General features: G+C 45.2%; 17 protein-coding genes and 2 pseudogenes. 5 read left to right on the forward strand and 14 right to left on the reverse strand.

The window, feature by feature from the left end; translation table 11 throughout:
• Window positions 1-14: 14 nt before the first annotated feature.
• From FM037_RS22400 to FM037_RS22410, 3 genes are all read right to left on the reverse strand, one after another.
• On the reverse strand, window positions 15-884 hold the full coding sequence (locus tag FM037_RS22400; RefSeq protein WP_144047824.1) for a hypothetical protein: 870 nt from the start codon (window positions 882-884) through the stop codon (window positions 15-17).
• Between the two features lie 11 nt (window positions 885-895).
• Entirely contained in the window at window positions 896-1,480 is a 585-nt protein-coding gene (locus tag FM037_RS22405; RefSeq protein WP_144047825.1) for a DUF4255 domain-containing protein, read from the reverse strand.
• Between the two features lie 528 nt (window positions 1,481-2,008).
• Window positions 2,009-2,803 (reverse strand): CLCA_X family protein, encoded by a 795-nt coding sequence (locus FM037_RS22410; RefSeq protein WP_144047826.1) that lies wholly within the window; start codon window positions 2,801-2,803, stop codon window positions 2,009-2,011.
• 208 nt (window positions 2,804-3,011) lie between these two features.
• Here FM037_RS22410 and FM037_RS28650 point away from each other — a divergent pair, with 208 nt between their 5' ends.
• Complete coding sequence (locus tag FM037_RS28650; protein ID WP_185976885.1) at window positions 3,012-3,185, forward strand: hypothetical protein; 174 nt, start codon at window positions 3,012-3,014, stop codon at window positions 3,183-3,185.
• A gap of 17 nt (window positions 3,186-3,202) precedes the next feature.
• Here FM037_RS28650 and FM037_RS22415 read toward each other — a convergent pair whose 3' ends face one another.
• Entirely contained in the window at window positions 3,203-4,216 is a 1,014-nt protein-coding gene (locus tag FM037_RS22415) for an AraC family transcriptional regulator (RefSeq protein WP_144047827.1), read from the reverse strand.
• A 163-nt stretch (window positions 4,217-4,379) separates the two neighbouring features.
• On the opposite strand from FM037_RS22415, the gene FM037_RS22420 reads away from it, so the two are divergent.
• The 3 genes from FM037_RS22420 to pyrC all read left to right on the forward strand — a co-directional run bounded on the left by FM037_RS22420 (window position 4,380) and on the right by pyrC (window position 8,934).
• Complete coding sequence (locus tag FM037_RS22420; RefSeq protein WP_144047828.1) at window positions 4,380-6,119, forward strand: N-acyl-D-amino-acid deacylase family protein; 1,740 nt, start codon at window positions 4,380-4,382, stop codon at window positions 6,117-6,119.
• Between the two features lie 25 nt (window positions 6,120-6,144).
• A complete protein-coding gene (locus FM037_RS22425; RefSeq protein WP_144047829.1) occupies window positions 6,145-7,725 on the forward strand; it encodes an arylsulfatase in 1,581 nt (526 codons plus the stop codon).
• 174 nt (window positions 7,726-7,899) lie between these two features.
• Window positions 7,900-8,934, forward strand: coding sequence for a dihydroorotase (gene pyrC / locus FM037_RS22430; RefSeq protein ID WP_144047830.1), 1,035 nt, complete (start codon window positions 7,900-7,902; stop codon window positions 8,932-8,934).
• Window positions 8,935-9,146: 212 nt separating this feature from the next.
• Here pyrC and FM037_RS22435 read toward each other — a convergent pair whose 3' ends face one another.
• From FM037_RS22435 to FM037_RS22470, 8 genes and pseudogenes are all read right to left on the reverse strand, one after another.
• Window positions 9,147-10,388, reverse strand: coding sequence for a sensor domain-containing diguanylate cyclase (locus FM037_RS22435; RefSeq protein ID WP_144047831.1), 1,242 nt, complete (start codon window positions 10,386-10,388; stop codon window positions 9,147-9,149).
• Window positions 10,389-10,790: 402 nt separating this feature from the next.
• A pseudogene (locus FM037_RS22440) lies at window positions 10,791-11,758 on the reverse strand (transposase).
• Window positions 11,759-11,890: 132 nt separating this feature from the next.
• A pseudogene (locus tag FM037_RS22445) lies at window positions 11,891-11,989 on the reverse strand (transposase); the annotation flags it as partial.
• Between the two features lie 382 nt (window positions 11,990-12,371).
• Entirely contained in the window at window positions 12,372-12,737 is a 366-nt protein-coding gene (locus tag FM037_RS22450) for a DP-EP family protein (protein ID WP_144047832.1), read from the reverse strand.
• Complete coding sequence (locus FM037_RS22455; RefSeq protein ID WP_144047833.1) at window positions 12,734-16,072, reverse strand: nSTAND1 domain-containing NTPase; 3,339 nt, start codon at window positions 16,070-16,072, stop codon at window positions 12,734-12,736. The genes FM037_RS22450 and FM037_RS22455 overlap by 4 nt, the downstream gene beginning before the upstream one ends.
• Window positions 16,073-16,492: 420 nt before the next feature.
• On the reverse strand, window positions 16,493-17,626 hold the full coding sequence (locus FM037_RS22460; protein WP_144047834.1) for a permease: 1,134 nt from the start codon (window positions 17,624-17,626) through the stop codon (window positions 16,493-16,495).
• A gap of 305 nt (window positions 17,627-17,931) precedes the next feature.
• A complete protein-coding gene (locus FM037_RS22465) occupies window positions 17,932-18,258 on the reverse strand; it encodes an ArsR/SmtB family transcription factor (RefSeq protein WP_144049088.1) in 327 nt (108 codons plus the stop codon).
• A 644-nt stretch (window positions 18,259-18,902) separates the two neighbouring features.
• Window positions 18,903-19,439 carry a sigma-70 family RNA polymerase sigma factor gene (locus FM037_RS22470; RefSeq protein WP_144047835.1) on the reverse strand — a complete coding sequence of 179 codons (537 nt, stop codon included), beginning with the start codon at window positions 19,437-19,439 and terminating at the stop codon, window positions 18,903-18,905.
• Window positions 19,440-19,768: 329 nt separating this feature from the next.
• Here FM037_RS22470 and FM037_RS22475 point away from each other — a divergent pair, with 329 nt between their 5' ends.
• On the forward strand, window positions 19,769-20,047 hold the full coding sequence (locus tag FM037_RS22475) for a peptidylprolyl isomerase (RefSeq protein WP_144047836.1): 279 nt from the start codon (window positions 19,769-19,771) through the stop codon (window positions 20,045-20,047).
• Window positions 20,048-20,699: 652 nt separating this feature from the next.
• Here the strand turns inward: FM037_RS22475 and FM037_RS22495 are convergent.
• Window positions 20,700-21,521 (reverse strand): alpha/beta fold hydrolase, encoded by an 822-nt coding sequence (locus FM037_RS22495; RefSeq protein WP_144047839.1) that lies wholly within the window; start codon window positions 21,519-21,521, stop codon window positions 20,700-20,702.
• 48 nt (window positions 21,522-21,569) lie between these two features.
• Window positions 21,570-22,583, reverse strand: a complete 1,014-nt coding sequence (locus FM037_RS22500) for a DUF2817 domain-containing protein (protein ID WP_144047840.1) — start codon at window positions 22,581-22,583, stop codon at window positions 21,570-21,572.
• Window positions 22,584-22,603 lie beyond the last annotated feature (20 nt).

Here is a 22,603-nt window from a genome sequence, read left to right on the forward strand (position 1 = left end):
CTATTCCTTTAAAGTTAAAAATTGACAAAAATTTCAGAGACTTGCGTCAACTTAGTGTCTACAACCTCTTGGTACCCATGGTTAAAATGAGCCACTGGTAACCGCTTGATTAATACTCGGTGCCCATTGGTTCGCTTATCGATAAGTTGGAAATAACATTCACTAAATTCTTTTAATTTTATTTCTGCATTACTTCTAAACACAGTAATATTACGGCCATCACTCAACAGTTCATTGCTGATAAAGTTAAATTCTATGCCTTTATCCCGGTCACTAATCTCTAAGCTATTTTTTATATTATTGCCATGTAATCTATACTCCCAAAAAGAGCTTTTATTATTTATAGCAGCAAAGAAAACAACAAAACCTGAAGAGTCAACATCGTCAGCAGTGAGTGAATTTAACTCCTGTTCATTAAGTTTTATAGAGATGAACATAAATGCTTGAGAAGAAAAGCCTAGTGCTTCAAGTTCAAAATAAGCAGTAATTTTATCCTTTGAATAATAATCAGCATCGGATATCCAGTCCGAGCTATGCAGCTGATATTTATCAATACCATTAACCACATTATCACCTTGGTTCGGATCATGTTTCAGCCACAATAACCCTTTATCTTTCAATAAGGGGATAGAAGAGTAAGTACTCAAATAAGGAGTGCTACTCGTTATATAAAAATCAAATATTAAACCTTCATCTTCAATATAAAGTAGTAGTATGGGAATCTTTTCTGAATCACATAACACCAATAAACCACCTAAACATGGTTTAAATATGATGCCACTATTTTTAGCTTGAGCAAGAGTGGCTCGGCTTGGCTCTACATTAATGTCATTACAGAATCCTGACTCAAAAAAATCATGATGTATGACCACGGAAAACAGCACTCGAAACCCAGTCACAGTGGCTCACTCTCTGATTTTACAGATACGTTTACCGATGACGTCTTAGATACTCTGGAAATGACCGCCTTATTATCAATCGTTATCATTCTGACTTTATACAGAATTGAAGGTAAATATTTAGCCCCAAACATCCCCCACATGTTACTTAAGTCATGATTTTTAACATTTTCGATATCGAGAACGATTTTATCTATGTTTCTATCAAGGTCAGGCGAATTTTGATGATTAAACACAGGCTGTTGTTGAAAGTAGCCGACAACACTCGAGATGAATTTCAACGATTCATTGTAATTAGCGCCACTAAAATTGGCACAAACCATCAAGTATAAATTGAGATGTACTGGTTGATGCTGCGTAAAGTCACTGCCTACACCTGACGACATATAGTGAGTTTTTGCGGCCGTTTCACGCTCGATATTGGTCAAGAAAATAACCACACGGTTATTTACATTGGCAGATATTGCACCGTCATGGTCAACAAGATTAGACACAACGACTACATCTTCGACTAACTCAAACTTATTTTTAAGAAACTGATTTAACTTTAAAGATATATGATTCATGACAGAAAGTATCATTTCACTCCCCTAACCCTATAGCATAAACACAACCACAAGTTCTAATTTCAATAAATACTTTCGCCACAAAAAATAAATACACACAGTAATTATAAAGCTACGATAAGTGGCAAACGCAGAATAAAAAACTAGCACAAACACGTTTAAAAACAACATAGTCTATAAGTTTATCGACAAAATCATTTTTCCATCACCTTCCCATCATTAATTTGTAGACTTTATTACCACTCAATATAACCTTAAGACTTACACACCCTCCTGCTGTAAGTATTAACAGCGTAAAAAATGTGGTGATACCCGTTACATTAGGAACTAATAACGACAAAAATCATCGCCCCCCTTACCGATGTCGAACGCATAGGGTTTTTATTTAATATTTTTTACAATGAGATATGAAACTTTATAAAGGGAACATGATATGAGTCTTTAGGAGGAGTCTGAAGTGATTGAAGCAAACCAACTTAAGTATGATACGGACATTAATGTTCAAGCCTCGAATCTAAGAATTTTCCAACACTAACAACATTTTTATTTTTTCGTCAATGCTATTCCCAACGGTTCAAAATAGGCGATTAACGCATTGAAGATCTGCTGTCGATGCTCAAGATCTGGATAGCCACCAGCCGTTGCAAGTTGCGACTTCAAGGTCTCATAGACTAAATAAGGGTTACTGATCTCCGGATAGGACTCGATACAGGCTTCAAATGCCCGCGCCATCAACTCGGTGGGGGTAGATAAATACAGTCGCCCATATTGGTTATCTAACGCTACTGCTCGGTCGATATACTCATGACTGTCCAGGCCGTCATGGCTCAAAAAAGTCGTCGCAAATACCCGCTCGAGTCGTTGATTTAACGGATGCTTTATCGATGTGACATCGGCCAACCAACAACTGCTGGCGAAAGAGGCACCACGAGCACCTCTGTTGTTGGAAGGGATCTTAAATGCTTTAGAGGCGATGTAATGATCATATGCATGCCAAAACTCATGGGCTAACGCCCCTGCTCCTGCATTTTTAGCCAGAGCCAGTTCACGACCCGCTGGCATATAATGAGCCTGGACGCCCTGCTGACCACCGCTGCCGAAGGCAAGGTTAAGTGTTTGCCTGAGCCCGATAGCAATCGGAGGCAGTTTCAATATAAAAGCTAAATCGGCTAAGGAGTCGAAGATAAGGTTAGCCGCCTTGTGCTTCTCCTCTTCCTCGACCCAGCTGCCTATACGTATATGATTCAGGCCAAAGGTCTCTTTGATATCGTGAAAGCTCACCTGTTCGTCGAAACGATAATCAGGGCCGACTCGCTTGTATGTTTTACCCTTTAGCACTCACTATTCCACTCGCTGCAATTAGCCACATTATACCTTATTAGTTTAAACCTCATATCAATTGATATGAGTGCTGCATTCTTTTCAGGTACGGCGTTCAGTAAACGTTCAGCCCCTGTAAGCTATTCTACCCATGAATTTTAAGACACTGATAATTAAGGTAGATACAGCGATGAGACTGGTAATTTTGTGGGCGGCAATACTTGTAATGAGCACAGTAATCGTAGCACTATCTGGGACTATTCACTGGCCTATGATGGGTACGATGTTTATGGCAATGACCATTGGATTAGTCATCATGGTCAACCTGGGAAAACTCGCCGATAAACACTTTGTCAGTTTCTGTTCCGGACTCGTCGGTAAGGCTAGAGCCGACTCTTAGCTTTTAGCTCTGAATCATTAAAGCTTCCCATTACTCGCCTTGCGCCACTGCAACGGCGAGCTTTTCATGGTATTTCTAAACGACTTAGAAAACGCACTGACATCAGCAAAACCAAGCACCTCAGACAACAAGGTGATGTCGATATTACTGGACTCAAGATGCCAACATGCGGTGCTAATGCGCACATCAATAAGCACCTGCTTAAATGTCAGTCCCCTATCCTTTAACCTTCTCTGCAGGGTGCGCTTATTCATGTTTAACAGCAAGGCGATATCCTCGATATTAGACTCTCTTATCCCCATGGTCTGTAATATCAAAGTTTTGACTTTTCTCTCGATATCATCGCCAAACTGATCGATAAGTGACTTGAGATACATCTCAATCAGATGTTTATCCTCTTGAGAGATAAGTTGGATATCTTGCGATAGATAGGCGCTATCTAAGATTAGCCGATCATTTTCCTGATTAAAAACCACCTGGCACTCGAAGTATTTCCGGTAAACCGCATTGTCTGAGATAGGCGCGTGAGCAAACTCCAATCGCTCAACCTTAGTCTGGCTGCCGATAAGCGCCTTAATCAGGCGTAAGCAGACACCGAAGGACAACTCCTTATATTGCTTAGCATGGCTTATGTCTTGAAAGACCTGATAGCGCTCTATCAGTGCGGTCTGATTAATCTCCCTGACCATCCAATATTCACCATGGCTGTGCACCGCCATGTATCTTTGAGCATTGGCCAATGCCTCCCTTACCGTTTGACTGCTCAGCATCAGCATGCCCACAGGGCCTAACACTTCGACGCCCTGCATAGCGGCCAACCTCAAACCGAAATCCTTACAGTCGAGTTGCTCGGCGGCTAGCTCGAGTAAGTTGATCATGCCAGCGAAGGCGATCAGAGTATCTGGATTGCTAAAATCATCTCTAGTTAAGCCACACCGAGACAAGAGGTCTGAGCTGTCGCCTCCCAGCTCAGAAACCAGAGCATCGAAGCCGGACAAGGAGCCACTGCGGATCAGATAGTGTTGTTTCATAACTGGCTTTCTCTATTCAAAGTATCTACTCAAAGGATCGGCTCAAAATGTCGGTGGTTAAATAGTGACTAATTTGTCACCAAATGACAAGAATGAAATTTAGACAAGCCTTAACCTAATTGAATCGATTCGATAACAATAATTAATAACATCGGAGTTACGCATGTCAGCATACGATACGATTATCAAGGGTGGCCGATATTTTGATGGAACCGGCGCATCATCTTCTATTCAAAATATCGCAATCAAACAAGGCAAGATAGCCCTAGTCTCTAGCTCGCCAATAGACGAGACAGGTTGTGAGCACATCATAGATGCCCGTGAAAAATGGGTTATGCCAGGTTTCATCGATACCCACACCCATTATGATGCCGAGCTGATCGTCAGCCCCAGCCTCTCGGAGTCGGTTCGTCACGGCGTGACCACAGTCTTGGTGGGTAGCTGCTCATTGAGCATGATCTGCAGCGAATATGAAGACGCCTCCGATATATTCACCCGAGTCGAAACCGTGCCCCGTGAGAAGGTCCTGCCAATTCTCAAGAAGCACAAGACCTGGAATACACCTAAGCAATGGGTCGAATACATCAAGACCCATCCCCTGGGACCGAACGTCGTCAGCATGCTGGGCCACAGCGACATGCGCGTAGGCGTGATGGGCTTGAGCCGCTCCACAGATATTCGCGTCGTCCCCACCGAAGCCGAGATGATAAAGATGGAAAGCCTGCTGCAGGAATCTTTAGAGATAGGTTTTCTCGGTCTATCCACCATGTGCTTAAAGTGGGACAAGCTAGATGGCAACCGCGAGTGGTCCAAGAGCCTGCCCAGCACCTATTCGAAATGGAAAGAGGTCTCCCGCCTCAACAAATTAGTGCGCAAGTACGACCGAGTGCATCAAGGCGCACCTAATGCCGCCGCCATCTTGCAAATAAATCAGTACATGCGTGAGTGTGTGGGTATCTTCCAAAAGCGCCTCAAGACCACCTTAATCAGCCGCATGGATCTCAAGGGCAGCGTCTATCTGAGCAAGATCACTAACCTGGCCGCCCGCGTCACCAACTTCTTCAACGGCGATTTTCGCTGGCAGGTTCTACCCACCCCGTTCACCGTGTATGCCGACGGCATAGATGTAGTGTTTTTCGAGGAGTTCGGTGCCGGCGAGCTAGCGCTGGATCTGAAAGATAAGATAGAGCGTAACAAGCTGCTGCAAGATGAGACATATCGCCGTGATTTCAGAAAGTTTTATGGTGAGAAACTCAGCCCAAGAGTGTGGCAGAGAGACTTCGGTGATGCCATTATCCTCGCCTGCCCCGACGAGTCCATCGTAGGTAAAAACTTCGCCGAAGTGGCTAAGCACAGAAGCATACATGTGGTGGATCTCTTCCTGGATCTGGTGGTGCAATACGGCACCGACCTGCGCTGGTACACCACAGTCGCCAACCACAGAAAGCACGTGCTGAAGAAGATGGTCAAAGATAAAAAATCCCTTATCACCTTCAGCGATGCCGGGGCGCATATTCGTAATATGGCCTTCTATAACTTGCCACTTCGCATGCTCAAGCTCGTGAGCGAGTCCATAGACGAAGGCGATGCCATGATGACGATGGAGAAAGCCGTCTGGCGTATGACAGGGGATCAGGCTGAGTGGTTCAGCATAGATGCGGGCAGGATCCAGCAAGGGGATCGCGCCGATGTCGTCATCATCAACCCTGAAGAGTTTAAGCAAAACCTCGAGCAAGTCAGCTGGGCTGAGATGGAAAACTTCGATCTGCAACGTCTGGTCAACCGCAATCCAGGTCTAGTTGAGCAGGTATTTATCAACGGCAAGCTTGCCTTCGAGAATGACGAAATAGTCCCAGAACTAGGCAAGAAAATGGGCTACGGCACCTATATACCGGCCCATTAGCAATCGACTTTAAATGGACATAATAATGATAAAAATAATCAACAGACTCTTAGCTAGCCTAGCCCTGCTCAACTGCGGACTCGTGTTCGCGGCCGAGCAGCCCAACATAGTCGTTATCTTCGGTGACGATATCGGCTATGGCAATATCTCCGCCTACAACAACGGCATGCTGGGCTACCAGACACCAAATATCGACAGCATAGCCAATGAGGGCGCCCTACTGACCTCTTACTATGCCGAGCAGTCCTGCACCGCCGGGCGCTCGGTGTTTATCACAGGGCAGATGCCGGTACGAACCGGCCTGAGTAAGGTCGGTCTTCCCGGCGCTCCACAAGGCATTCAGCCCCAAGACATCACCATGGCTCAGGCCCTGAAAGATCTCGGCTATGCCACCGGCCAATTTGGTAAGAACCATCTGGGAGACAGAGATACCATGTTGCCAACAGAGCATGGCTTCGATGAGTTTCTCGGCAACCTCTATCATCTTAACGCCGAGGAGGAGCCCGAGAATCCGGATTACCCCAAGAGTGCGGCTTTTAAACAGCGCTTCGGTCCCAGAGGTGTCATCAAGTCCACCGCCGATACCAGCCATGAGAGCTCTGGGCTGCTGTCATCTAAACAAGGGGCACGCGTCGAAGACACTGGCGCCTTGACCAGTAAGCGCATGGAGACCATAGACGATGAAACCTTAGACGCTGCCAATGATTTTATGACGCGAAAAGTCGCCGAAGACAAACCCTTCTTCCTCTGGTACAACACCACCCGCATGCACAACTATACCCATGTGAGTAAGGAGCATTCCGGCGTCACAGGATTAGGCGATTATGCCGACGGCATGGTGGAACATGATAATCACATAGGAAACCTACTGGATAAGCTTAAGCAGCTGGATATCGATGACAATACTATCGTCATCTACACCACAGATAATGGCCCGATGAATGCCACCTGGCCCGACGCGGCCACCAGCCCTTTTCGCGGCGAGAAAGCCACTGCATGGGAAGGCGGATTCCGGGTACCCGCGCTGATAAAATGGCCTGACCATATAAAGCCTGGCTCTAAGTTCAACGGCATCATCTCGTCGGCTGACTGGTTTCCCACATTAGTCAGTATCGCGGGTAACAATAAGATCAAAAAAGAGCTATTAACCGGATATAAATCCAGTAATGGCAAGAGTTATCGCAACCATCTGGATGGTTATAATCAGGTGGATTATCTGACGAAACAATCAGATAAGAGTGCCCGTAATTCATTCTTCTATTGGTCTGATGACGGCGAGTTGCTGGCGATGCGCGACGGTCGTTGGAAGTTTCATTTCAAAATACAGGAGAACAAGGGCATAGCGGTGTGGACCCAGGCACAAACGACGCTGCGGGTGCCTAAATTGTTCGACTTGGCGGTCGATCCCTATGAGAAAGGCGACCAGGGCTTTGGTTATGATAACTGGTGGTACAAGCGCGCCTTTCTGGTGATACCGGCACAAATAAAGGTGAAACAGATGATGGCCAGCTTCAAAGATTTTCCACCTCGTCAGGTCGTCGGCAGCTTTACCGTAGATATCGACATGGAAGACATCCTCAAGGTATCCAAGCAAGGGAAGCAGTAGTTAAGCAAGCTCATAAGCCTAAGCGAAAACAAGCAGTGGTCCGCAGTCGCCCGATTGCGCCACTGTTTGTTTCAAGTCGAGCGCATCTCAACTGTAAATAACGGTCAAAATATGGCATAATATTGCGCAGAAAAAAGCTAGTAAATGCTTGTCGTAACGCTTAGGAACCCCATAATGACGCAGATCACCCTACTTACTCCCGATGATTGGCACCTTCACTTCCGTGATGGTGATATGTTGCAAGAAACTGTCCCGGCTACCGCCAGACTTTTCCAACGTGCTATCGTCATGCCAAACCTGCTACCACCGGTAACAGATGCCAAGATGGTCAATGCCTACCGTGAGCGCATTTTGGCGGCGCGTCCACAAGGTTCAAGCTTCGAACCTCTGATGACACTTTTCCTGACTAACGACACCACTAAGCAAGACATCATAGATGCAAAAGCGGCTGGCGTTGTGGCGGCTAAGCTGTACCCAGCAGGCGCGACCACTAACTCAGATGCTGCGGTAAAGGCACTCGATAGCCTCTTCCCTATCTTCGAAAAAATGGCTGAAATTGGCATGTTGCTGCTGGTTCACGGTGAAGTAACCGAATCACATATCGATATCTTCGACCGTGAAGCGATATTTATCGAGCGTAACCTGACTCGCATCGTCGATGCTTTCCCAAGCCTTAAAGTGGTGTTCGAGCATATCACCACTAAAGAAGCCGCCGAGTTTGTTGCAAGCGCCTCTGACTATGTAGCCGCAACCATCACGCCACAGCACTTACTGCTAAACCGTAACGACCTGTTAGTCGGCGGCATACGCCCACATAACTTCTGTCTGCCTGTGCTTAAGCGCAACATTCATCAACAAGCATTGCGCGCAGCAGTGGCTACTGGTTCTAGCAAATTTTTCTTAGGCACAGATTCTGCGCCACACGAGAAGCATCGCAAAGAATCGGCTTGTGGTTGCGCCGGTTGTTACAGCGCCTGGAGTGCACTCGAGCTTTACGCTCAGGTATTTGATGACCTAGGCGTTATTGACAAACTTGAAGGTTTTGCCAGTACTCACGGCCCGGACTTCTACGGTCTACCGAGAAACACCAGCACAGTAACACTGGTAAAAGAGACCTGGACGGTACCGAGCGAGATAATCCTACCAAATGGCAATCCAATCGTGCCTTTCTTCGCTGGCGAAGAAGTGAATTGGAAAGTGAAGGGATAAAGCAGTCCTGAGCTAGCTAAAAAGTTGCGAGTTCAAGATAGGGCTAAAAAAGCTACGAGCAGCGAGTTAAAGCTCGTAGCCTTCCTTACTTCTCGTGATTCCAGCCAACAAGTATGCCGGAATGACAGAAAGAAGCTGGATTCCGGCCAACAAGCACGCCGGAATGACAGAAATAACTCGAGCCTCGTACCTTCTAACCCCCCAACCTTCCTTCAACAACTTAAGTTAATTCTATTCCTGCCATCGGCTTTGGCGCGGTAAAGTGCTGTGTCTGCTGCGCATAACAGGGCTGTGCCTGTTCTGAACTGACCATCGACTTCAGCTGCGATTCCCTGACTCACACTCACTGTGACACTATCATCTAGGCCTAAGTCAGTATATTTAAGGCTATTGATTTCTAACTGAATATACTCGGCCATCGACTGAGCTTGCTTGGCATCAAAACCTGGAAGAATTAGCGCAAACTCCTCGCCGCCATATCTTGCTGCGACACATTCATCCGATGGCAGTGAGTGAGCAATCACATTAGCTATCCTCTGCAGGCAGTGATCCCCCTGAATATGGCCATACTTGTCGTTGAACAGCTTGAAATGATCGATATCTATGATCACCACGCTGATAGGTTTGGCTGATGTTGTGCAAGCTTGCCACTGAGATCGCAAGGAAGCATCGAATACTCTTCGGTTCGCCAGTTTGGTCAGGCAATCTGTCGATGCCCATTGATAGAGCTGTTGGTATTCGGATTTATGCTTGGTCAGGTCTCGTATCACTATGGCAAAAATCGGCGAACTCAATGATAAATAACTGATTGAGAACTCCACATCCAAACTACCACCTTCCGCTAATATCAGCGATGCTTCAATAGGCGCGTGTTCAAGCTGACACTGGCTGACAAGTTGCTCTTCCAACATCTGCTGATAGCGTGTCTTTTGCGGTTCTCTTAAATACTCTTGCCAGGTTTTACCAATAATGTTCTCAGGCTCCCCAAGCCTATCACTCGCCCCCAGCTTTCCACCAGATAGCAGTTCAATAGCCTTAGCGTTAATCATCTGAATTGTGCCACTGGCATCAACCACCAACACGGCTTCCATCAACTGCTGAACTAATAAATTGAGTACGCTGCGATAACAATCATCAAATAAAATATCATCGTCTGGAATACTGAAAGGTGTCGCTGCTATTTGTGTAGCTATAGGTGTTGGTGTAGATGCAGGTTCTGGTTCTGGCATAAGTGCAGATTCTGGCGCCGAAGCCTTAACAGCAGTTCGCATCGCAGCCAATGAAAACTCATCCAGAGGCATAGTCAATTGCTGAGCCATCTCGGCATTTTCCCTTTGAGTATTTAACCTAGCCTTTCTCATCATCGCGTGAAACTCATCAGCCGGAGATAAGCCTTTCTCCGCACACGATACTTGCCTATTGTCTTCATAGGGCTTGGGAGGGAGTGTTAACATTAGAGTATCCTTAACAGAATTTACTAACCTGACGCTTCAAATGCGTCTAACTGCTGAATACTCTACCTAATTAATGTGTTTAGAACCTTTCGGTAACCTTCTACTTTAATGCGTTGTTTTACAACAAAGTTCACCACATCCCCAAGAGCTTTTTTTAGCCGTCCCCAGGAAGATACAAGCGCCTCCCTTAATAGAGCCACCCATAATAAATCAACAATTAATCTAGTTAGTTAATAATTTTCGTCGTTCGATTGATGAATAAATTCAGAGCCAGATTTTCGATACATTCTTATAGCTAAAATGCAGATTAATGCTCGTTCTACATGGAAATGATGAATTTTAGGCAGGACTAGATAGCCAAGGAGTTGGTTGCTCGGTTTGATGATATCAAAAGATTAACTATCAGCTTACCTGAAGGTACTGACAACAATGTGAGAAATGTCGTCGCCGTTTTTCAAGGTGGTCACAATAGCTGGTGAGCTCTTGCAGTGCACCCACTGGACCATGAAATAGTTTCCCAAAGTCAGTAGTGATTTTTATCCAGTTATCACTAGAAATATTTAGCCTAGTTAAGACCTTAGAAGTATTTTCAGAAATAGCACCTCGTTTATCATCACGAATTATCCTGCCAGTTTCATCGACTAATTCAAGATAGTCTTTGAGTAAAAAGTAAACGCCTTTAGGCTGGTTTAGACGCTCATTTCCAATAAAAGGCAGCAGTTTGTCAGGTTGCTTGCCCTTTAAAGCAGCTTTTACACGCAATTTAAGACTGGTGTAGTCTGAGTCTTCCGGCGTTTTAGCCATTTTGGCTCGAATAGGATTAAGATCAACATAGGCCATACAGGCTAAAACAGCGGTTTCATCAAGCAAAGCCTGACTTTTAAAGCGTCCCTCCCAGTACACTTATCTTCTTTGTTAGCCATTCGTGCGATAGGCTCATTGAGGCAGCGCATAAACCAAGATATATCACTTAAACGACTGCGATATAGGGCTATTGAATGCTTTAAGCTATTAATTTCAAAACTTTCAACCACTTCACCTTTAGCAAACTTTTGAGTAATTTCTGTCCCATTGAATATTTGATGCCAATGCTCAACGACGTCTCTGTCTGTCCAGTTATTAGACTCATAAATATCAACACTAAGAACAAGGTGCAGGTGATTAGACATCACTGCATAGGCTGCTACATCGATTGCAAACACACTGGCTAATGTCAGCAGTTGTGATTCAACCCAATCACGCCTGTGATCATAGTTTTTTCCAGTAAACTTATCATCGCCCATCAACATGGCGCGCCGACAAACACGCGAGCAGCAGTGATACCAGGATGTGTCTTCAATACTGACTTGAGTTCTTCTTGGACGAGGCATAACAGTCCTCCTACTTTAACCAATAACTAAAGCTTAGTAGGAGAGCAAATGTTTAGCCATTTCGAATGGGTGGCTCTATTTATTCGGAGAGCAAATGTTTAGCCATTTCGAATGGGTGGCTCTATTTATTCAATCATCGCCCATCAACATGGCGCGCCGACAAACACGCGAGCAGCAGTGATACCAGGATGTGTCTTCAATACTGACTTGAGTTCTTCTTGGACGAGGCATAACAGTCCTCCTACTTTAACCAATAACTAAAGCTTAGTAGGAGAGCAAATGTTTAGCCATTTCGAATGGGTGGCTCTATTTATTCACTGATGAGTAGCAGGCTGGCTAAAAACGCATACGAAAGTTTTGCGGAGGATTTCACAGTAGTTCCTTTTTAAGTGATTGATTAATTCCTTTTGCCATAACCTAAAGGTTAACGCCGTAGCGCGTCAACAAGCTAAACATATAATTTACAAATAATTCAAACCACCATAACAGCTTAAAACTGCAACAGTAACGACTACGAAAAGTGAAATTAGAAGAGCTTAATGCAAAGAATCTGATACAGGGTCAGAATAAGCTCTTCCCTGAAGGAAGAGCTTATTTATACTTTAATAAAACTTTATGATGTAGGTCTATTTTTAACTTGTGGGTCTTGGCTTTTAAATACTTCGCCATCACTATTGGTAAGTAACAAACACATACCTATGTCACCTTCATTTTTATTAGAATCTTTTACCGATAACTGATAACCAGCATCTTTTACTTTAAAAGACGTTATATCGCTAACAATACTGCCCGGGCTTTGATCGTTATAGGGAAACACCACACCGGCAAGGACTAATCCTAAGCTTTGTTCTCTATTCAACAAGTAGTAAATTTTACTATCTGACGCGGTAACTGTGACCGTTTCAGGATTAAAATGAAACACTGGATTAGTTGGTGTACCACTAACCGTAACATCAACAGTTAATTTTTTATTTGTCATTTTTTCACATCCTTTGTTATTGAAAGTTGTTGAACAATACCTTGCTCGGTTAATAAGGCTGTTAGCTGGGCATTAGAAATTAATTTACCTTGACAGCGTAAACTATCAGCGTAGGGAGCGATAAATTTGGGATCTTTATCTAACTTCTGGAATTGACTTAGTTGCCGACTAGCTAGTCTGCAACTGCTCGCCATTTGTCTTGTGTCGCCCATTAGCTGATACAGTTTGGCTTCTGCTAAATATGTCATCGCCTGCAACCATTCTATTTCACTGTTATTTATGTCTTGGGTTATTAGCTCATTGTTTAGTTGTTTGGCTTGTTGTAAGTAACGTTTTCCTTGTGATATCTGTTGACGGTCAAAATAATACTCAGCTAGTATTCGTTTGTATTTAGCGCGGAGTATTCTCGAATACTGATCATCAGTAAACATTTTTGAAGATGTTGAAAGCTCTGAAATAATTTGTTCAGTTGTTATGCTGAATTCTACTTCCTCTATTGATGCCATTTGTAAAAGGTGTAGCTTTAAGAAGAACAAATGTTGATGCCAAATCTGATTATTAGTATCTGTAGTAATTAATGCTGTAAACAGTTGGTGAGCTTTTAAGGCACTATCCGTGGCTAGTTGCATTTGACCTTTATACTTATATTGACTCGATATACTGTGATAACTCAACGCCAAGTTCTCAGCTAAATTCGCATTGGCTTGCAGTGCTTCATCTAGATTTTCTATATCAGCCTGAATAGCTTTATGCCTTTCAATACTAAGGTTAATATGTCCTTGGGATAAAGCAGCACTAGCTAGCCATGAATGGGTATCGGCAATATCTGCCAATAGCATCATGTCTTTCGGTGAAGAATTAGCCGCAAGCAACTTAAGCTGCAAAGATTCATTGAAATAGCCTTCGGCTTCATTAAATTGATGCAATTTCATTGACAATGAACCAATGGAGTTTGTTGCATAGGACAGTTCAATCAAAGCTTCAGGATCTGTCGGTGCCAACTGATACATAGTTTGGCTGTAACTCAGATACAGTTTATACCAAGGCCGTACCGCGGCCCAATCCCCCCTGTCATAATCAAGTTGACCTAGCCAAAAGGCATTCGCTCCTGCGGTTTTTAGTAACTCGAGGTTCTCTGGCTGTTCCGTTAACAAGGTTTCGAGTTTAGTTTTAGCCGCCAGCAAACCTGCGTTAGCTTCTTCTAGCTTGCCGCGAGAATAGGCTACTTCACCGATGGCTTCTAATGTTTGGGCGTGTTGAAAACGGGCTTCGAAACTGTAATTACTGGCATCATGGGTATTCGATTCGTCGCTAAAATACTCCAGCGCCTTATTACTGATGCCATCGAGCAGATCCATACGGCCGATGCCGCGCAGCTTGTCAGCAAAATCCCCTACCATAAACCCCAGCAGGTTCTCTGCGGCTAAGCGCTTCTCTAATGCGCGCTGCTCAGCCTCGATACTGCGAAAGCTCATCAACACAGATAACATGGTGAGGGCGACAAGTACTCCCGAAGTCAGCCGGCGACGCCAACGACGGACATTGACGCGCTTTACCGATGCCGCAATCAAGGCTTGCTCTGCGGGTTCCAAAGTAAACAGTGGGTTTTGAGAGAGAAGCTGAGCTTCCTGTAGCGGTTTGCCTTCTGAGAGCAGGTAAGCCTGGGTTTTCGACTCGGTTAACCAGCGACGGGCCTGATTGAGTAAGCGACTCTTAATGCCTAAGCTTTCGCTGTGTGCTTCTATCCATTTTGTCGCTCTGGGCCAGCGCCTGAGCAGAGCTTCGTGGGCGATACTGAAACAGGCTTCATCATTTTGCAGGTGGGAGACAAATAGACGGTTATCCACCATGGCTTTAACCAAATTTGTTTCAGCTTCACTCTCTAGCTTTTTGTTTCGCTGGGAGGCGCCTAGCTGTGAGCTTTGCTGGGAAGAGCTAAGCTGTGACCAGCGCGCCGTGCGGCTGGTAATGGATTTATCATCCTCTTTAAGCGTGACTAACAGTGACAAAATCTTAGGCACCGCCGCTGTTTCTGCATCTGTCAGGCTAGTGAGTACCTCTTCGGCATTTTTACCGATAGCTCCCTCTAGTCCGCCTAAATTTTGATACTCTGAGACTAACAACTGGTCTGTGTCATCTCTGTTTAGATAAAGTGCCTGCAAGGTATATTGCAGCATAGGCAAGGCATCGGGGTTGGACGCGGCATCGGCGCAGAGCATCTCATCGAGCGGCACTGCGGTTTCACCGTCTAGCTGCCAGGTTAAATTTGCCGCTACGGCAGGCAAGCGGATCATCTGCAGTAGTTCCTGGCGAGTAGGTGGAGACAAATCGAAATGTGCCCCCCGGGACTTACCTGACATCAGGTTAGGGTATTGCACTAGGTCTGGGTAAAAATCGTTACGGCAAGCAGATAAAATAAGAATATGACCGGACTGTGCCAGGAACTCGATAACATCGAAAAATTCTTGTCTCTGCTCATCGCTAAACTGAGGCGAGGACAGTAAAACTTCTAACCGGTCAATAAACAGGGCAAAAAATGCATGCTGAGACTTATGACCTTTTAACGCCGACTTGCAGCACTGAATCGCCTTTTCTGGGGCTTCAGTGAGCGTATTTGCCAGTTGTTCAGCACTGTAACCATCGAATACAGGTTTATCCTGATACTCCCAATCCAGCATGGCGCTAGCCAGATCCACTAATGGCGGATTATCGACCACATCGGCCAAGTCGATATCACTATACGAGATCACCTCAATGCCATTGTATCCCTTGGAGGACATCAAGTTAGGCATCACGCCGGCATTGATTAAGGAGGTTTTACCACTGCCACTGGGGCCTAATATCAAACAGAAGGCGCGGCCATATTTAACTTGCAGGGTGATACGGTTAAGCAAGGTTGAAACTTGCTCACTGCGACCGAAGAACACATCGGCATGGTCGGCGCTATAAGCTTGTAAACCCGGAAATGGCGAACCAGACTGCCATTGTTGCGACTGCGCCGCTTCTGAGTGACCTTTAGGGAAACTTATCTTGGCTAAGGTGCGATAGCCACGCTTACGAATGGTTTCGATATATTGGGGTGAGGTAGCGCTATCGCCCAGGGCGCGGCGCAGTTGATTGATGACCTTATGTAAGGGATTGTCACCCATAAACATATCGGGCCAACAATGGCTGACTATCTCTTCGGTGCTGACCACATCACCATCACGTTCACATAAGAGTGACAGCACATCCATCGCCTTAGGCTCAAGTTGTTTAACTTGGCTACCTAAGCGCAGGGAGTTGGAGCCGGGCTCAACCTGCCAGTCACCAAAGTAAAATGTGCTAAAACTCATTCTTCTTTCTTCCAATCAAGAGAACATAAGCTAACTTATTTCTGTGAGCCTTGTTCGCTTGTTCACACTGTTATAGCAGAACAGCAGTATTCAGTGTCGGCTCTCGGCAGTCAGAATCAAAATAACAAAAAATTTACATTAGTGCATAACTTATCAGGACGGGAGAAAAATGCTACTTTTTTACTACGACTTTAGGTGTGTATTGTTTTAAGAATCAAAAATTAAGCGGATATAAAGATTGTGTCGATTGCATAGCTCTTGAGGCGGTACTAGGCAATCACATCAAGTTTAAGAAAAGAGAGAAAGTCTTAGACCCGTTAAAGCAGGTCTAAGACTTTGTATTAATTGTTACCACGAATGCTTGTGACTAGGGCTTGTGGCTAGGGGCTCTTTCTAAGCCCTATTGCCGCAACAAGCAACTTAAGCAAAGATAAAGCTGTAGAGGTAACCTGCGCCAATCGCCATGCCCAATATCACAGCCAGAAAGGCGGCAATCATCTCGTTCTTGAATATCGACTTAAGCAGAATCACTTCGGTCAAACTCGCGCCAGCACTACCGATAATCAATGCCATCACAGAGCCTAGAGCCATGCCTTTCTGCACCAATGCGGCGCTTAAAGGGATCACAGCTTCGGCGCGAATATAGAGCGGAATACCGATAATCGCAGCGACAGGAATCGCGTACCACATGTCCTCACCCGCATACTTAGCAATCAGTTCAGTCGGGATAAAACCATAGATGAAAGAACCTAGTGTGATACCCAGTAGCAAGTAAGGCAGTACCTGCTTAAAGTCCTTCCAGGTCGAGCGCCAGATCCGCATCCAACGACTCTCTGCTTTTGCTATTTGTCCTGCACTTTCTGTATTTCCGGCATTAGCACTTTCAGTTCCACATGATGAACTCGTGCCACATGAAGAGACCACACTTGCCGCCTCACTTATTGTAGCCGCTCCGCAACCACTGGCTTCCATGGCTAATACAGGAGCCGATTGAGCTGCTACTCCGCAAGCTTTCACAGGCTCAACAGCAGACTGTTTCTCGGCAGCACTGTTTTTAGAGTCGCCGCAGGATGTGCCACAGCTTGATGCTTCTGCCGCTTCATAGGCTTCGGGTCGCACATAACGTTCAAAACCTAATTTTTCCAACACAAAACCTGCCGTAACAGCAACCACTAGCGCCACAGTAAAGTAGAACACAGCCACTTTAATGCCGAAGGTCACTACAAACAGGCCGATAATAATCGGGTTTAACAGTGGGCTCGAGAAGAGGAACACCATCATGGGGCCAAAACCCGCTCTGGCTCTAAGCAGCCCCTTCAAAAACGGGATGGTCGAGCATGAGCAGAATGGTGTGATAGCGCCCAAGAGTGCGGCAATCACGTAGCCTTTACCGTTACGTGAACTCAATATCGATTGGATCTTCTCAGGGGTAATAAACTCCTGCAGTACACCAACCAAGTAACTGATCACCAGAAACAGGATAATTAGTTCGGTTGCCAAGAAGGCGAACATGTTTGCGGCCTCTCGGGCCATGGCTAAAATTTCAGGACTCATAATAATTTCCACAATACTTAAAATATGAAATCGTTTTGAAATTTTCGAAGTTATCGACACTCATGTTCAGCATCTGCTTTGAAAAAAACATTTCGAAGAATATAGAAATAATATACTTATAGAAAACCATGTCAACTATATTTCTAGAATATTCGAAATAAATTTATGAATACCGGATTTTAGAAGTGAAACCTAGCGCTAATCAAGCACTAACGCTGAACCAAAAAATATGATGCTTATGGCTTTTGAATCGACGCTTGTTGACTAGGCTGTTTTTTGGCCAGTTACTTTTGAGTAGACAGCTTTTAGGTAGACGGCTCTTGAGTCGAAAGCTGAGGCGCACACTCTTCTTCGATGCAACATTCATCCTGCAAAAAACCGATAACGCCTTCGAGCTTAGTGAATTCAGCAACACAGAATAACGTTCGCCCTTCCCGCCTTTGTGACAGTAAGCCTGCAGAAACCAAACTGGAAATATGATGGGAGAGTGTTGAGCCAGGGATCTGCAGCTGTTCCTGCAAGCTACCTACTGCTACGCCTTGAAATCCGGCACGCACCACACGCTTAAAAATGGTTAAGCGCGTTGTATGGCCTAACTCTTTAAGTGCCTTGGCAACGACTTCGATATCCATCATGTTTCTACTCTCCCAAACCTAACCGAATTTAAATCAAACTACAATATTTCGATTTTAGCAGAAATATCAATTACAAAACAAGACTAGCGCTAATAGTGACTGATATGAAAAAGCCCACTTATTTCAAAGCGGGCTTTATTGAATTTAACGGCTAGCCTTCGCTACTAGCAACAAGTCGCCTTGGAAGAGTCATCCTTACAGCAAGCGTCATCTTTGTGGCTAGTACAATGGCAGGTGCAGTCATCCGAATCACAACTTTCACATACGCAGGTACATTTGCACTCATCGGACTTACTGGTACAGTTGCACTTTCCGTCACCACAGGCCTCATCTGGCTTACAGTTACAGTTACTGTTACTAGTGCAGGTACAGGTACAAGTGCCATCACACTGACTATCAGCACAACACTGAGCATCAGAAGTGCTACAGCAAGTATTTTCAGTTTCATTCGCCGAGATACAACAAGGTTGAGTTTTATCGCTCATACATTCTCCGGGTAAAATAGTCGGTGCAAAAGGCACCTTTTATGACTCATATACCTGAAAAGACGAATACCCTAAAAAAAGGATGCAAGAAATTTTAACTATTTAAGAGAAAATTATAAAACTTAGATACTGCCCATCATGCTACTAGCACTGAGACTAGCACTTACCGCAGCGATTTTTAGGCGGAAGAAAGTCATCAACTTTCCCTTTGGCGTTGACCACTGGAGCACAACAGCTAACTAAGCTAGTAGCCAAGAGCTCCCTCCCTCTTAAAACACGGGATTTGACTGCAGACAGACTCAAATTAAGTCGTTCGGCTACGGCCTTTTGCTTCATTCCTTCAATATCGCTGAGCAGGAGCACATCTCGATACCTCTCATCTAACGCCATCACCATAGGTTTCATACAGACACTCATTTCTGAAAATGCACTTTCTTCCTTTGAATCAGCAACAAGATCTTGAGGCAATTCATCATTAGGACGGCGGGTTCGGTAATAATCTATGATGGTATTTTTAGTGACTTGATAGAGCCATGCAATGGGGGAGTCTGGCGCATCGTTCTGCTGCAATAATTTAACGAAAACCGCACTAAGAATATCTTGCGCATCCTCTTTATGACTGACTTTCCGGCCGATAAATGCCAGTAACTCACTCTGGTATTGCGAAAATGCTTTCGCCGCAACTTGCTGCATAAAAACTCCTAACGACAACTGAGGCTCAGTGCTTAGACGAACGAGACTCTTAGTTTAAACTAACGACAATTTTAAGTTAGACGAACGATAATTGAAAAGGATGCAAATCTTTTATAAAAAGTTTTTTATAAAAGCCCTAAAAAAACACTAATCATCACTAACCTTCTTAAAGTTAACCCGTTTACGAATTGAGCCTACTATCTTGAGCATACCTTCTTGAACATAGCTGCTTGAAAATACCCATGTCGTCACGAAAACGTGGGTTCTTGCTGCCAGACTCAGTATAATCAGCATTATAACGTTAATGTAATGACAAAGTTGAGAACGAGATGGCAAGAACCGCTGCTGCACTGCACATATTAGTCAAACATAAAGAGCAAGCCGAAGACATTATCAAGCAATTGAAAAAAGGCGTTAAATTCGATGTGTTAGCCAAGAAACACTCGTCTTGTCCATCGGGCAAGAAAGGCGGTAGTTTAGGCGAATTCAAGAAAGGTCAGATGGTGCCGCCATTCGATAAGGCCTGTTTTACCGGTGAGATTTTAACGCCTCAATTAGTCAAAACCAAGTTCGGCTGGCATGTGATTAAGGTTTTATACCGAACTTAATGAAACTAGGTAAACAGATAAAGGTCAGATGGATTTATACCTGCCATTCGTTAAGGCCTGTTTTACCGGTGAGCTTATAACGCCTCAATTAGTCAAAACCCTCTTAATGAAGAGATGGAGCTGGCATGTGATTAAGGTTTTATACCGAACTTAATGAAACTAGGTAAACAGATAAAGGTCAGATGGATTTATACCTGCCATTCGTTAAGGCCTGTTTTACCGGTGAGCTTATAACGCCTCAATTAGTCAAAACCCTCTTAATGAAGAGATGGAGCTGGCATGTGATTAAGGTTTTATACCGAACTTAATGAAACTAGGTAAACAGATAAAGGTCAGATGGATTTATACCTGCCATTCGTTAAGGCCTGTTTTACCGGTGAGCTTATAACGCCTCAATTAGTCAAAACCCTCTTAATGAAGAGATGGGGCTGGCATGTGATTAAAGTTTTATACCGAACTTAAAAGAGAGAAGGTCGCTGCGCGACTGCGAGAACGACCTTAGGTCTGCGAGTCAGTGACTTTGTCACCACGAGTACGGCCTGCGGCCTCCGAGAACAAGCTTTGCTCTTTCCTCGCAGCCAACGTGTTGGCGTTCTCGAAGGGAACTTGTTCCCGTTCTCGCAACTCGAACTCAAAGCGTAGCGCTCTGCCTTTATCTCGCCAGCTCCAATAGCAAGCGCAATAAAGGCTCTGGCTTATCTAAGCTGGCATCATGACCGCAATCATCCAGGTAAATAGCTTTGCTCTGATAAAAATGGGCTAAAGCTTCACCACAACTGGGGTGAGCCAGCCTGTCTCGATTGGCTACTATTACATTCACAGGGACACTCTCAGGACCATTTACCAGACTATTTACAGGAGCATTCGCAGGGAGAGAGTCAATAACAGGGGCATCAAACGAGGCACATGCGACTAACTGCCTCAAGCCATTGAATAGAGAAGTATGACCTTGTTGTCGATAATGACTCCAGTCTTGTATCAACTTAATATCATCGCCCCTGCATTCACTGGTGAGCTGGATAACTGTCGCCTCGAGTAAGCTGACACCTGGAAGTTCTCCGTTGAGCCAGCGTCTGCCTGTCCCCCAGACTGATTTGACCAAAGAGCTTAGCTGAAAACGGCGGTACCAAGGCGATAGATTGGCGGCACTACTGTTGATAAACACCACTCGTTGCACTCGGTTTGGTTTATGTTTTGCCATTTCCATCGCCAACATACCGCCCATAGAAAGCCCTACCAGACAGACAGGCTCGAGCACTTCCCTTGTCGCCCCCTCGCTTAACACCTCATCAATCTGCGCCCAGACATAGTCGGCATAGGCTGAGATACTCAAGGGACTGTTAATCTCAACCAAGGTACCATTGCCTGGCAAGTCTGGCGTGATAACCCGGACTCCGGCCGCCGCGAGCCGTTGAGCAAATCCATACCAGTGACGGCGGTCTCGCATCAAGCCCCTGAGTAGTACGAATGTCATGGACCTCCCCTATAAAAAAATCTGATAAGCCGTTTACATCAAACAGCTTTACTTAAACCAGAAACGTTCTGCATCGTGGGTCAGCAGCGCAAGTTGTGCTGGCGATACCCGCTCCAATACTTGCCCATAGGCCGAGTCCAAAAGAAATTGCATCAAGATAAAATGACGGCGCAATATCCTCTGGTGTCTGTGGGGCTTCTGCGGATTGAAGTACCCCGAGAAGCTCAATACCTGCCGGGGATTCTTTCGCAGCCAGGCCCAGGAGCCCATCTCTAATGTTAGGGGAATAAAGGGAGCCGTTCCTTTGTTATTCACCACTAAATAGTCCCAGATATCGCCATGGGTGCGATAAAAATGACTCTGAGGCGCGAGCCGATAGTGACCATGATGGGAATAACCCGTCTCAAATAGCCGCTTAAGATGATAGATATACCCCATGCCTTCGAATGGCTTAGCGGTATGGGCGTAGGGAAACCAGATATGATCATTCAGGCCAAAACCCGAGTGAGCATCGAGGCAGAGCAAGCTGGTACTCTCGAGCTGCAAGTGCTTCACATACTTTACCAAAGCTGAGGTCTCCGCCTCCATCTCACCCGAGCCTCGATACCAGGGCAGCTTCTGGGACAGGGTTTGCCCACCCAGCATAAAAGTCACCTTGCCACTCGCCTCTATGGGAGCATTGCGCATCAAGTCGACGTTATTGCCGTTGCCGCGACTGCCGCGCAGAAATCCCACCGGATTAACCACAGGCACAAAGGCTAAACGTATCTCTTTGAGCAAGGCTTGCAGGTGAGTATCCCAAGGTAAACGATTGAGTAGACTGGCGAGAAAAGCCAACACCACCTGAGCGCCGATCCGCTCGACGCCGTGTACCCCGCCGACAAATAGCACTGTAGGGCAAGGTTTGTCTTGCTGACCCAGTTCAATGGCCGTAATGGCAAGGGGCTCACCACGATAGCTAAGATCGGCCAAAGATTGATGACGAAAGCTATCTTGATGTTGCGCCACCAGGCGTTTGAGGGTATCTATCTCGAAAGCATGTTCGAATGAAAACTTTGCCATTAGTCAGTTAAGTGGTGACA

Source organism: Shewanella psychropiezotolerans (assembly GCF_007197555.1).
Classification (GTDB): Bacteria; Pseudomonadota; Gammaproteobacteria; order Enterobacterales; family Shewanellaceae; genus Shewanella; species Shewanella psychropiezotolerans.